Origin of the sequence: Hydrocoleum sp. CS-953, from assembly GCF_002260545.1 — a bacterium.
Taxonomy (GTDB): Bacteria; Cyanobacteriota; Cyanobacteriia; order Cyanobacteriales; family Microcoleaceae; genus Trichodesmium.
The window spans coordinates 1-12241 of record NZ_LGSU01001401.1 but is presented as its reverse complement, the minus strand read 5'-3'; the positions used below and the strand labels follow the sequence as shown (position 1 = coordinate 12241).

General features: G+C 39.6%; 15 protein-coding genes and 1 pseudogene. 10 read left to right on the top strand and 6 right to left on the bottom strand.

What is annotated here, in order from left to right; all coding sequences use genetic code 11:
- A partial coding sequence (locus AFK68_RS28075) for a hypothetical protein (protein WP_210407389.1) occupies positions 1-640 on the top strand: 640 nt, incomplete at its 5' end.
- Positions 641-870: 230 nt separating this feature from the next.
- Here AFK68_RS28075 and AFK68_RS28070 read toward each other — a convergent pair.
- The 5 genes from AFK68_RS28070 to AFK68_RS28055 form a co-directional block, all read right to left on the bottom strand.
- Entirely contained in the window at positions 871-1596 is a 726-nt protein-coding gene (locus AFK68_RS28070) for a GUN4 domain-containing protein (protein ID WP_246844170.1), read from the bottom strand.
- A 135-nt stretch (positions 1597-1731) separates the two neighbouring features.
- Complete coding sequence (locus AFK68_RS28065; protein WP_094673250.1) at positions 1732-3504, bottom strand: R3H domain-containing nucleic acid-binding protein; 1773 nt, start codon at positions 3502-3504, stop codon at positions 1732-1734.
- A gap of 365 nt (positions 3505-3869) precedes the next feature.
- Positions 3870-5108, bottom strand: coding sequence for a circadian clock protein LdpA (ldpA, locus tag AFK68_RS28060; RefSeq protein ID WP_094676972.1), 1239 nt, complete (start codon positions 5106-5108; stop codon positions 3870-3872).
- A 16-nt stretch (positions 5109-5124) separates the two neighbouring features.
- Positions 5125-5253, bottom strand: coding sequence for a hypothetical protein (locus AFK68_RS43665; RefSeq protein WP_256386547.1), 129 nt, complete (start codon positions 5251-5253; stop codon positions 5125-5127).
- Between the two features lie 456 nt (positions 5254-5709).
- On the bottom strand, positions 5710-6186 hold the full coding sequence (locus tag AFK68_RS28055) for an NAD(P)H-quinone oxidoreductase subunit N (protein WP_094676970.1): 477 nt from the start codon (positions 6184-6186) through the stop codon (positions 5710-5712).
- A 768-nt stretch (positions 6187-6954) separates the two neighbouring features.
- On the opposite strand from AFK68_RS28055, the gene rplC reads away from it, so the two are divergent.
- The 9 genes from rplC to rpmC all read left to right on the top strand — a co-directional run bounded on the left by rplC (position 6955) and on the right by rpmC (position 12015).
- Positions 6955-7638, top strand: coding sequence for a 50S ribosomal protein L3 (gene rplC, locus AFK68_RS28050; RefSeq protein WP_094676968.1), 684 nt, complete (start codon positions 6955-6957; stop codon positions 7636-7638).
- Positions 7639-7660: 22 nt separating this feature from the next.
- A complete protein-coding gene (gene rplD, locus AFK68_RS28045; protein WP_094676966.1) occupies positions 7661-8299 on the top strand; it encodes a 50S ribosomal protein L4 in 639 nt (212 codons plus the stop codon).
- Positions 8289-8594 (top strand): 50S ribosomal protein L23, encoded by a 306-nt coding sequence (locus tag AFK68_RS28040; RefSeq protein WP_094676964.1) that lies wholly within the window; start codon positions 8289-8291, stop codon positions 8592-8594. The genes rplD and AFK68_RS28040 overlap by 11 nt, the downstream gene beginning before the upstream one ends.
- A 221-nt stretch (positions 8595-8815) precedes the next feature.
- A complete protein-coding gene (gene rplB / locus AFK68_RS28035) occupies positions 8816-9679 on the top strand; it encodes a 50S ribosomal protein L2 (protein ID WP_094676962.1) in 864 nt (287 codons plus the stop codon).
- Between the two features lie 82 nt (positions 9680-9761).
- Entirely contained in the window at positions 9762-10037 is a 276-nt protein-coding gene (gene rpsS, locus AFK68_RS28030; RefSeq protein WP_094676960.1) for a 30S ribosomal protein S19, read from the top strand.
- Between the two features lie 31 nt (positions 10038-10068).
- Positions 10069-10425, top strand: a complete 357-nt coding sequence (gene rplV / locus AFK68_RS28025) for a 50S ribosomal protein L22 (RefSeq protein WP_094676958.1) — start codon at positions 10069-10071, stop codon at positions 10423-10425.
- Between the two features lie 53 nt (positions 10426-10478).
- A complete protein-coding gene (rpsC, locus tag AFK68_RS28020; RefSeq protein WP_094676956.1) occupies positions 10479-11207 on the top strand; it encodes a 30S ribosomal protein S3 in 729 nt (242 codons plus the stop codon).
- A gap of 133 nt (positions 11208-11340) precedes the next feature.
- Positions 11341-11763 (top strand): 50S ribosomal protein L16, encoded by a 423-nt coding sequence (gene rplP / locus AFK68_RS28015; protein WP_094676954.1) that lies wholly within the window; start codon positions 11341-11343, stop codon positions 11761-11763.
- Positions 11764-11766: 3 nt separating this feature from the next.
- Positions 11767-12015, top strand: coding sequence for a 50S ribosomal protein L29 (gene rpmC / locus AFK68_RS28010; protein WP_094676952.1), 249 nt, complete (start codon positions 11767-11769; stop codon positions 12013-12015).
- A gap of 129 nt (positions 12016-12144) precedes the next feature.
- Here the strand turns inward: rpmC and AFK68_RS46755 are convergent.
- Positions 12145-12241: pseudogene (locus tag AFK68_RS46755) on the bottom strand (acetylglutamate kinase); the annotation flags it as partial.

The following is a 12241-nucleotide window of genomic DNA, read 5'->3' as shown; positions in this document are numbered from 1 at the left end:
ATTTGTACCTATTACAATAACTTTAGGATATTTGTGTATCTATCAGTTATCTTTGAACTATTTACTACAAAACCTCACCAAAGATAGAGAAAATTTCTTAGAAAGTGCTAAATCTACATACAACGCTCTATCGGTGGTGTTTTCAGATGGTAGAATATTTTCTAATTATGACTTTTTTCATATTTTAAACAGAATTACGTCTGATACTTTAATTGAGACATTAAAATACATAAGACAAAACTACAGAAACATTGACAAAGCTAAAGACACTAATAAAAAAGAACCAATTTACCTATTTAGAATCTTAATTAATAGGGGTATCCGTGTAATGGCGACACCAAAAAATGGTGATAAAGAGAGTTGGGAAAATTGGAAGCCTTGGATTGATATTATTTCAAGTGACAAAACTTTTATAACGCTAACATCCGTAATACCTAATACTACTTTAGTCAATTGTGCTAAAGAAATGTTAAAAAGCTATATAAAAGAAAAGTTAAAGGAATTAGAAGAAAGTTCTGAAATAAAATTCGTAAACTTAGAGCATAAAGAAGAAATATCAGAGGAAGATATTAATGAAGTCATTGAAAACTGCAAATATGAATCACACATTATTTCACCTTGGGGAGAAGAAATAAAATAACAATAATACTTTTGACACATTACGGAATAAGTGACTAGGGAGAGAGATTTATTTATGAGTTTAGAGTATTTAATTAGTGGTATTTTCTGCCTCAAATTCATCTATTTTGAGAGGAAAATTAATAACTAATAACTGAGCTAGGTGTCAGGTATCTAAATTCTCAAACCCAGTAAAATCCTAAAATTTGCTTTTGCTAACTTTTTGATATTGACATCTGAAACAACTATATTTTAAAGCTTACAAGTCTCTGCACGAGAGAATATATTTCCACACGCACCCCAAGGCCCCCATGTAGTTCCGCACATGCGTGTACGTGGGAGATGCCCCTGATAAGGGTTATTGATGTCAAACGTTAGCTCATTATAAATTAGTAACCATTCTCCTTCTTTGCGCCATCCTACTTTGTCTCCAAACTTTTCCCAAATCTCTTGATCGTACTCTTTTGTACCACCGAAACTCTGATAAATTTGCTTCTGAACAGAAAAGCCAAATTTACCATCACTATATTTTACCCAAAGCTTGTCAATCGTTGCTAAATCCTGGCAGGGAAAATTTTCTACATCCTCAGTTCTTAACCATCCTTCCGACCGCCTATCCGCCACTTTATACATTACTTTATCTGTTTCTCGGTCTGCTTCTCTCCAGTTTCCTGCTGCCAATAAGTCACGCAACTTTGTATAGTCAACATCCTTAGCCGAAACTAGAGGTATATTATTTTCTGCTTGCTTTTGTTCTTCAGCCTTTAGCTCTTGTTCACGCCGTTCAGCCTCTTCACGTTCCTCCTCCAGTTGCTGTTGCAGTTCAGCTTCCTCAAGTTGCTTTTGTTGTTCTGATCCTGATATTTGCTCGGAACAATTTGTCAGAGTTAACGCTAGGAAGGTTAGAGCAAGGATGCGAACTAGGAATTTCATCTGTTTCGGGTTTTTCAGAAGTTTAGGAGTTTGATTTTTCTTCATTTTACCTACAAATTTATCAGAGACTATTCTTTCCGTAACATTTAAGATAAGCGGTGCGTTACATTTCATTAACGCACCCTACCAGAACTTAATCCGTATATCCGTGCCATAATCCGTGTGAGCCACACTCTCTAACTACGCTGGATAAATCCGCAAACGTCGATTCGGCTCATCCCCAAAACTAGCAGACTTCAAACGATAATGCTCAACCAACTCATGCTGCATCTTACGCACCTTCGGAGATCGTGGCAAAAGTTCAACAGGTTGCCCCTTCGGAATCACAATTTGCTCCACCGCCAACCGTGTTTCCTCCAACGCCTCCATCTCATCCTCAGAAACTGAAGCAGCAAACAAATTCAAATCAGCAAACTCAGGAGTAGCAGGATCATCCATATCCAATAACCGTCGCAACGCCTTAGCAATTTGAGGCAAACCACTATTCTTAATCACATGAATAGGTACATGACGAGTCTTAGCTGCATGACGTAACTTAGACTGTTTCCGCGTGTGCGATCGCAAAGCCAAAACTACATCTGCACTATCAATATCCTTCGTCAAAACTACAGGCAAACCCAAAGTAGTAATCACCTGTTCCATTTGATGGCGTGGAATAGCATAAGGATAAATATGCAAAGGCAAATCCTCACCATTCGGACCTGTATTTTTAGCCTCCCAACGTCCTCCCATACCATGAGAAAACATTTCTTGCCCAGATAAAGACTCATCCAACAACTGTTCAAAAGACTTTGCTTCAGAAAACTCAGTTGGTTGACTAATTTTACCTGTATTCGACAACGGCATCATATAACCAGAATCACGAAAACTACCACCCGATTTCAACATCTCCCCCGACTGTCGGACTAATCCCCCTGCATTATGATTAACACCCGCACCCAATCCAGTGGGAGTATTAAACTCTCGTTTAATCTGCACCTCACCAGTATCATCCATCGTCCTCACCTGTGGATTAGGTTTTTGCCCCCGCAGCAAAGCATCAACAGTATTAGCCACCTGCTCGTGAACCACCCAACGATGCCTTTCCAACATCTCCACAGCAATTTCAAAAGTTGGGGGAGCCTTACGTTCCAAAACAGTCTTTTGAGAACCCCGCCGTCGAGCTTCATCATCACCCAAAGTTACAGCCTGAATACCCCCGATCAAATCAGATAAAGTTGGATTTTTTACCAAATTTTCAATCTCATTTCCATGAGCAGTACCCACCAACTGCACCCCACGTTCTGCAATCGTTCTCGCTGCCAAAGCTTCCAGTTCCGTGCCAATCTCATCAATCACAATCACCTCCGGCGTATGATTTTCCACCGCCTCAATCATTACACGATGCTGTTCTTCAGGAGTAGCAACCTGCATCCGACGGGCACGACCAATAGCAGGGTGAGGAATATCTCCATCTCCAGCAATTTCATTAGAAGTATCGATAATTACGACCCGTTTTCCTAAATCATCAGCAAGCACCCGTGCAATTTCTCGTAGTGCCGTTGTTTTTCCCACACCGGGGCGACCAAGCATCAAAATTGACCTTCCCGTTTCCACCAATTCACGAATCATAGCAATTGTGCCAAATACTGCCCGCCCCACCCGACAAGTCAAACCAATAACTTCTCCAGTGCGGTTGCGCATCGCACTAATTCGGTGTAGCGTCTGCTCAATACCTGCTCGATTATCACTACTAAAACTACCAATTCGTTCTATAGAATAACTGAGGTCTTTTCTGGAAATAGGAATTTCACCCAAATATTCTGCGTGGGATGGAAAACGAGCTTCTGGGAGACGACCCAGATCCATCACAATTTCAATCAGATGATTTCGCTCTTGATGCTGCTGTAGGGGCCGTCTAATTTGATCCGGCACAATTTCTAATAATCTATAAAGGTCGTCTGTAATGTGCATTCTTTGTTTAAAGTTACTTTATCTACTGGGTGATAAAAGAGATGAATGAGAGGCAAAAACTGAAACCTTAAAGGAAGCGGTCAGCACTCAGCAATTAGCAATCAGCAGTAGCGCGTCTAGCTTGAAAACCTAACCCCCCAACCCCCTTCCCTGCAAGGGAAGGGGAGAAATGCCCCCCTCTCCTTGCAGGAGAGGGGCTGGGGGAGAGGTCTTCGGAGATACTGAAATTTACCCACATTTTAAAGCTAGATATCCTATTAGAATCATTTTTTTTAGATTTTGAAGGGTATTTCAACCCAAGTTCAAAAAGCCGATCGCTGTTTGCGGAGCATTCCGGTACAGAAATGCTAAAAGCTGATAGCTAGTTAATTCATGCTCTTGCCTATCTCCAATCTTTTAATTTGGGAAACTAGAGAACTAGCTAAACTGACAGCTTCCGAAAGAATTTCCGGTACAGTTTCTAGCTTTGTTAGTTGAGAGTTGTTACTCTGGTGTTGATTAACGTCTTTTGTATTGACGCCAGTTTGATTGCAGGCAAATTCAATTGCCTGTAGTTGTGATTTGTGCATTGTTTCTAACTTTTCCAAAATTGGTGACAACAGAACACGGGCGTAGCTACCATAAGCTACACCAGCAACAAATTTATTTTCTGAAATGGGAGTAGTTAAATTATTGATGGGTTCTTTGTCTTCTTCCTGGCTCTTATTTGCCAGCAAACCCGCAGCCATCAGCTTGGCTATGGTAGAATTGTTTGTACCACCTGCTAGTTGTACATACCCTGGTAATCCTGCATCTAGCACCTTTTGACTCAATTTAATTGTAGCTGCGGTAGTACCTTCCCCAATATCTCCACTCATTGGCCTACCATCAGTTTGCCAAATTAGGGCACAGGTAAGAGGAGAGATAATTTTATACAGACTCTGTAAATATTCTATTAGTCCTTCCCCATCCGGGCAACTAATTGCTATTAGTTTTAATTGATTTACCCAAGGTTTTATACTTTGCCAGAGTCGCTGAAAATCACTTTCTCTTCCCACTTGGGTATGAATTTCTATAGCATCTACACCAGTCGGCAATACCAATGATGGAATCGAACTAGGAGTAGATACATAAGAGCGAGCTTGTATTAGTTGGCTAGGACATACAGACAAACACCTGCCACAACCATAGCAAAGTTCATCTATCACTCCTGAATAGTCAGGTATTACACCATCTCTATTGTCAGAAAAAACTATAGCTTCTGCCGGACATACTTTCTCACAAGGTCGCCAACAGTCTGTGGGGCAAATGGTGGGGTCAAACTCAGCTTTCCGAAAATGAGGATCTTCTCCATCATTGATACTGACCATTATCAATGGCCTTCCTTGGTAGCCAAATCTCAGATTATTGGCCAAGGTCTTAAGCCTAGATGCAACTTCCACAGCCTCTTTCGCCGCAGCGATCGCCGCTGGGTCTGCAGCCACATCAATACAATCTGCACCTGCCAAAGTATAAGCTAATGTTAAATTTCTCACCGTTGGCAGGTGTTGAAAGCTGGCCCCACAGATTAATTTAAACCAGTGGCCCTCTTTAAGGGAATTTAAAGGATAGTAGCGTTCTCTCACGCTTATATGTTAGCTTTTAGCTCAAAAAAATCCGAGGTACAAAGGTGAAGTACCCCAACAAAGATTTATTATAGTTGAGGTTTTGTCTTTCACCCACTAATGCCTCACTAGACAAATTATGGATTAGACTTACAGCGGTTTTCATTTCAGTAGACCGACCACAGTAGGGGCGAATGGCCATTTCGCTGCGCGACATGTTTGCGGAGCATTCCGTCAGGAAAACGCCCCTACAGGATTTTGGTGATGACGATCTGGTTTATCCATCTGAAAAGGGCTGTAATCTGGTATCTATTAGTTCTTACCTATAAAATCCATTTAGAATCAATGGCGATTAAATCTTTGAGGAAGGGAGCAGGAAGTGGGATAGAAGTAATACAGGAAAAATGCTCCCCTGCTCCCCCACTCCCCCACTCCCTCACTCGCTTACCGAAATAATTAATAATTAAACAATTAAATAATTAGACCATTCAGGTTTAAAGCCTCCCCTTTCAAGGGGAAAAAAAATAAATCTTTTCTGCCTTTGTTTCAATCCTCTCCCTTTTAGGGAGAGGTAATTATCAATTATCAATTATCAATTATCAATTAATGAATCCCCTACTTCCTAAGCAGGTACCAAAGTATCTTGAAGTGGTGTCCACCTAAAGAAGCGATCGCCACCCATTTCCACGATGACCTTTACTCGTGGTTCCGACTTAGGTAGGCCAGTTAAATACTCAATTTCTTGACTAGATAAAATCTGACCTTCTATAATCCACAGAATCAAACCCTTAGCCTTAGCTGGTAAATGTTCCAATTTATAACTGACAATTGGCGGTACATAGTAGACATAGCCAACCGCTGCACCATTACCTACAGTTTTCTTACCTAAGTGAGGAGGTCTAACTCCATGTACCCCTGTGAGATACATGGCCAAATCACCTAATCCTCTAGCAGTAATATTGTGAGTTACATAGCCAGAAGCTCTTAAACGACGTTGATACCGCCCTTCAAATCCTCCTTCCAAAGGAACATAAACGGCCAAAGATCCAGACTTCTCTAAATCCCTAATTATTCCTCGACCAGTTGTAATCAATGCCATGCTTAATTTTGTCCCTAAATTCTTAGATCCTAGCTGATTTTGGTCTACATTATAGTTACTTCAAGCAAAGATACTTGTGTTCCTAGCAACTTCAAAAAAAAATTGTTTCAACCTCTAGACAAGTATTAGTAAATAATATACAATAATATATTGTCGCCGAAAAAAGGTTTGTTTGGCCTTTAAGGCATTAACCACCTATTTTTATCTAAGAAAGTAAAGTAAGGATAAGACTAATCCATACTTAACTTATAGGATGAAATAGGAATTATTTGTTAGTGGCTGTTAACAAATAATAAAACGGATACTGAGTGGCAAGCTACTCAAGTCCTGGCGAATATACAGTCATAACTAGATAAATTAAAGACAACAAAGTTAAAAAAATAATATCGTCTTCAACAGGCGATAAGGTTTTTTACTGCTAAGTATTAGTTCCTGAATTTATCTGAATTAAATATGGTGTCAAAGTAGTGCAGATATATTGCCTGCAAATACGAGACCTAATTGAGATGCAATTCTCTATAAATAGTCTATATTAAAACATCTAGATTCAGGACTTACACACCCAAATAAGAAATCAGGTTTATTACCCTGATTATTATTTTTAAAATCACGAAATGTCATTGATATATCTGGTTTTTGCGTAAGTCCTACAGATTAATAGTATGATTTACGACTTGGAAATAGATATGTCATTAGAATAATAAAAATGGCGATTTATTTCCATTAATATAATGTTGTAGTGCATAAAAAAAATAAAGGAGAGCGACAGTGGTAGTTGGTATCCTTGGCACAAAACTAGGCATGACACAAGTGTTTGAAGCTGAAACCGGAAAAGCAATTCCTGTAACAGTAGTTCAAGCAGGACCATGTGTAGTTACCCAAATCAAAACTGAACAAACAGATGGTTATACTGCAGTTCAAATTGGATATGGTGAAGCCAAAAATAAAACCCGTAAACTAAATACAAAAGAACCAAAAGAAGTTAATAAGTATTTAACCAATGCTCAACAAGGTCATTTGGTTAAATCAGGTGGTACTCCTTTACGTCATCTACGAGAATACAGAGTAGATAATACAGGTAACTTTGAATTAGGTCAACAAATAAAAGTCGATCTATTTGAAGCAGGTCAACTGGTTGACGTTTGTGGAAAAAGTATCGGTAAAGGCTTTGCTGGTTATCAAAAACGTCATAACTTTAGGCGTGGACCAATGGCTCACGGTTCTAAAAACCACCGTTTACCAGGTTCCACAGGTCCGGGAACAACTCCAGGACGTGTTTATCCAGGTAAGAAAATGGCAGGGCAGTTAGGAAACGTGCGAGTCACTACTAGAAAACTAAAAGTAGCGAGAATAGATACTGAACGTAACTTATTGCTAATTAAAGGAAGTATTCCTGGAAAACCAGGCGCATTAATTAGTATTGCTCCAGCAAACATAGTAGGTCAAAAATAGAGAAAATTTTTGAGAAAAAAAGATGGTTGATTGTGTCATAAAAAACTGGCAAGGTGAAGAAACTGGGCAAGCAACTCTCAACTTACGAGTAGCGAAAGAAGAAAGTGCCGCTCATGTTGTTCACAGATCCCTAAGACTACAAATGGCAAATAACCGCCAGGGAACAGCTAGCACCAAAACCAGATCCGAAGTTAGAGGTGGTGGTCGTAAACCTTGGCGACAAAAAGGAACAGGTAGAGCAAGAGCAGGTTCGATCCGTTCACCCCTATGGCGTGGTGGTGGTGTAATTTTTGGTCCTAAACCAAGAGACTATTCCCACAAAATGAACCGTAAGGAAAAAAGGCTAGCACTTAGCACTGCTTTCCAAAGTCGCTCAGAAGACTTAATAGTTATAGAAGAGTTTGCCGAACAATTCCCTAAACCAAAAACAAAAGAATTGGTAGAAGCGATCGCTCGTTGGGGAGTAGATACAGAATCAAAAGTTCTCTTGGTTTTACCAGAAAAACAAGAAAACGTATATTTGTCAGGTCGTAACGTTGCCAAGCTGAAAATAAGTCTAGCTAACAACTTGAATATTTACGATATTCTAGAAGCGGACAAAATTATAGCAACTGCAACAGCAATTGCCAAAATTCAGGAGGTCTACGGAGATGAAACTTGATTCACGAGACTTAGTAGATATAATTAAAGCCCCAATTATTACAGAAAAAGCTACTAGGTTAATGGAACTAAATCAATATACATTTGATGTAGATCCAAGGGCAACAAAGCCAATGATAAAAGAAGTAATTGAGCAACTATTTGAGGTAAAAGTAACAGGTATCAATACCCTAAACTTACCAAGAAAAAAACGCAGAGTAGGCAAATTCATGGGTTTTAAACCTCAATATAAAAGAGCTATTGTCACTCTAGAAGATGGGGAACCAATTAGGAAAATCCTGTTCCCAGACCTATAACGAAGTCAGAAGTCAGAAGTCAGAAATTGTTTTGGTTCCGGGGATTTCAAAAGTTAAATTCTTACTTTAGTTCCGCGCGATTAAACTAGAAAAAATATTTAACTGATAACTGGTAACTGATTAAAATGCGAGGTTTTGGCTCTGATTATTTTGATCAAAAATATTTGAGCAATTTAAAGCAATTAATCTGTAAAATATATTGGCATAGAGCAGCATAAATTATGGGTATTCGTTCCTACAGACCCTATACACCAAGTACCCGAGAACATAGTGTTTCCGACTTCGCGGAAGTAACTCGCTCGAAACCAGAAAAGTCTCTGGTTAAATTCAAACATAGAAAAAAGGGTCGTAATAATCGTGGTGTAATCACCTGTCGTCACCGAGGCGGAGGTAGTAAAAAACTATATCGTATTATCGACTTCCATCGTAACAAACATAATATTCCAGCTAAAGTAGCAGCAATTGAATACGATCCTAACCGGAACGCCAGAATAGCACTTCTACATTATCAAGATGGAGAAAAACGCTATATCCTACATCCCGTGGGATTAAAAGTTGGAGCAATAGTTACCTCTGGAGTCAATGCTCCCCTTGAAATTGGTAACGCTTTACCTCTAAGTCAAATTCCTTTGGGTACAGATGTTCATAACATAGAACTCGTTCCTGGGAAAGGAGGACAAATGGCGCGTTCTGCTGGTGCTGTAGCTCAAGTAGTAGCGAAAGAAGGTGAGTATGTAACAGTCAAACTTCCCTCTGGCGAACGGCGTAAAATTAGAGCAAGCTGCTACGCAACTTTAGGCCAAATAGGTAACATTGAGCATAGAAATATTAGTCTAGGTAAAGCAGGCCGTAATCGCTGGAAAGGCAAGAGACCAACCGTTAGAGGTAGTGTGATGAACCCAGTCGATCACCCTCATGGTGGTGGTGAAGGTAGGGCACCAGTTGGTAGAAGTGGACCTGTTACTCCTTGGGGTAAACCAGCATTAGGTCTGAAAACCCGGAAGAAGAAAAAACAGAGTGATGCTTTAATCGTACAACGTCGGCGTAAATCCTCGAAACGAGGCAAAGGTGGTCGTCAAAGCTAGAACTGAGAAGCATTCAGCTCTTAGCATTCAGCAATCAGCAGGATCATTTTTTAATTGTATCAAATAAACCATAAATTCAATTATGTCTCGTTCATTAAAAAAAGGACCATTCATTGCAGATAGTCTCTTGAAGAAAATAGAAGCTTTAAATGCTAAAAATGAAAAACAGGTAGTTAAAACTTGGTCAAGAGCTTCAACGATTATTCCTGATATGGTTGGTCATACTATCGCCGTACATAACGGACGTCAGCACGTTCCCGTTTTTGTATCCGACCAGATGGTAGGTCATAAATTAGGTGAATTTGCACCGACTAGAACATATCGGGGTCACGGTTCAGATAGAAAGTCAAAAAGATAAATAACTTAGAATTGATTAAGTGGAGATAGGTATGCCTATAGATACCAGTACAGAAGTAAAAGCAATAGCTCGTTATATCCGAATGTCTCCGTTTAAAGTACGGCGAGTCCTTGACCAAATTCGTGGCATTTCTTACCGGGAAGCATTAATTATCCTGGAATTTATGCCATACCGAGCTTGTGGTCCGATTCGGAAAGTATTACGTTCAGCAGCAGCAAACGCGGAGAATAACAACGGAATAGATCCAGAAACCTTAGTTATATCCAAGGCTTTCGCAGATCAAGGCCCTTGTTTACCACGTTATCGACCACGCGCTCAAGGTCGTGCTTACAAAATTCGTAAACCTACTTGTCACATTACAGTGGCAGTTGCCTCTTTAGTTGATTAAGTAAGCTGAGGAATTTGTCAACTTAGATAAAAACACTATATAAAGAGTAAGTAATGGGACAAAAAATACATCCAACTGGTTTTAGACTAGGTATTACCCAAGAGCATCGTTCCCGTTGGTACGCTGACGCTAAGAACTACCCAGAATTGTTGGAAGAAGACTTCAAAATTCGTAAATATGTGAAAGCAACTCTTGCTAATGCAGGGATTTCTCAAATCAGAATTGAGAGAAAAGCAGAACAGATAGACTTAGAAGTTAACACAGCTAGACCTGGTGTAGTAGTTGGTAGAGGTGGTGCAGGAATTGATTCTTTGAGGGTAGGCTTACAAAAACTTTTGGGTAGCAACCGTCAAATTAGAATCAATGTTGTTGAAGTTGCCAAAGTAGACACTGATGCTATGCTCATTGGTGAATACATCGCTCAACAACTAGAGAAAAGGGTATCTTTTCGCCGAGTTGTACGTCAAGCTATAACTAGAGCGCAAAAAGCTGGTGTAGAAGGTATTAAGGTACAAGTAAGTGGCAGGGTTAACGGAGCAGAAATTGCTCGTACTGAGGTGACAAGAGAAGGTAGTGTACCCTTACATACTTTGAGAGCTGATATCGATTATGCCTATTGTACTGCTAAGACAATTTACGGTATTCTTGGTATTAAAGTTTGGATTTTCAAAGGAGAAATAATTCCTGGTCAGGAAGAAATTGCTAGTGCTCAAGAAAGGCAGCCAAAACGTAGACAACAAAAACGTCGTCAGCAATATGAAGACAGGTCTAACGAAGGGTAAATTTTAGGGAATTTAGAATTCAGAATTTAGAATTTAGAATTCTTGGTGTGACTATTTTTTTCCTAAATTTTGGCTAACCTTCCTGGTGACTGCTATATCAGAAAATACTAAGTCAAAGACAAAATAGTAGACTATGTTAAGTCCTAAAAGAACGAAATTCCGCAAACAGCAACGCGGACGAATGAGAGGTAATGCCAATAGTGGCAATACTATTTCCTTCGGACAATATGCACTCCAAGCATTAGAACCTTCTTGGATTACTTCCCGTCAAATAGAAGCAGCTCGTCGTGCTATGACTCGTTACATCCGTAGGGGTGGAAAAATCTGGATTCGTGTGTTTCCCGATAAACCAGTTACAATGAGAGCAGCAGAAACTCGTATGGGTTCTGGTAAAGGTGCCCCTGAATATTGGGTGGCAGTGGTTAAACCAGGTCGTATTATGTTTGAGTTGGGCGGAGTTGCAGAAGATATAGCTCGTGAAGCTATGCGTTTGGCATCATTTAAGTTGCCAATTAAAACAAAGTTCATTGTACGCGAGGAGCCTAAGGAGGATTAATTTATGCCTTTCCCGAAAATATCAGAAGTCAGGGAATTGAGTGATGAAGAACTAACTGCTGAAATAGTGAAAGTTAAGCGAGAATTGTTCGATTTACGCATCCTCAAAGGTACAGGAAGAATGGAAAAACCACACCTGTTCAAGCATAACCGCCATCGACTGGCTCAGTTATTAACAATAGAAAAAGAACGGGAATTAGCTAAAGTGGTAGAAACTTCTACTGCCGTTGAAACAGAAGAAACCTCTGAATAAAAATCAACAATTAATAGGTGTGATAGTTAGTAAAATCTTTATTATTAACACTTTATTTATAAGAATTTTATTTATAGGTTAAATAATTAAAAAAATGGTTAATTGGTTAGCACTTATAATTTTTTCGGCCCGCTTTTCATCCTTAAACTGAGGTTCAATTCCTAGTTTGCCCAACCAAGAGTTAATTTCTGGACCGCCACCATGAACAACAATGGGACGTATACCG

What these genes read in the sequence shown, in the direction of transcription:
- rplB (WP_094676962.1), top strand. Translation starts at nt 8,816, where the DNA reads ATGGGTATTCGTTCCTACAGACCCTATACACCAAGTACCCGAGAACAT.
- rpmC (WP_094676952.1), top strand. Translation starts at nt 11,767, where the DNA reads ATGCCTTTCCCGAAAATATCAGAAGTCAGGGAATTGAGTGATGAAGAA.
- AFK68_RS28065 (WP_094673250.1), bottom strand. Translation starts at nt 3,504, where the DNA reads ATGCACATTACAGACGACCTTTATAGATTATTAGAAATTGTGCCGGAT.
- AFK68_RS43665 (WP_256386547.1), bottom strand. Translation starts at nt 5,253, where the DNA reads ATGAAAACCGCTGTAAGTCTAATCCATAATTTGTCTAGTGAGGCATTA.
- rplD (WP_094676966.1), top strand. Translation starts at nt 7,661, where the DNA reads ATGGTTGATTGTGTCATAAAAAACTGGCAAGGTGAAGAAACTGGGCAA.
- AFK68_RS28040 (WP_094676964.1), top strand. Translation starts at nt 8,289, where the DNA reads ATGAAACTTGATTCACGAGACTTAGTAGATATAATTAAAGCCCCAATT.
- rplV (WP_094676958.1), top strand. Translation starts at nt 10,069, where the DNA reads ATGCCTATAGATACCAGTACAGAAGTAAAAGCAATAGCTCGTTATATC.
- rpsC (WP_094676956.1), top strand. Translation starts at nt 10,479, where the DNA reads ATGGGACAAAAAATACATCCAACTGGTTTTAGACTAGGTATTACCCAA.
- AFK68_RS28070 (WP_246844170.1), bottom strand. Translation starts at nt 1,596, where the DNA reads ATGAAGAAAAATCAAACTCCTAAACTTCTGAAAAACCCGAAACAGATG.
- rplP (WP_094676954.1), top strand. Translation starts at nt 11,341, where the DNA reads ATGTTAAGTCCTAAAAGAACGAAATTCCGCAAACAGCAACGCGGACGA.
- AFK68_RS28055 (WP_094676970.1), bottom strand. Translation starts at nt 6,186, where the DNA reads ATGGCATTGATTACAACTGGTCGAGGAATAATTAGGGATTTAGAGAAG.
- rpsS (WP_094676960.1), top strand. Translation starts at nt 9,762, where the DNA reads ATGTCTCGTTCATTAAAAAAAGGACCATTCATTGCAGATAGTCTCTTG.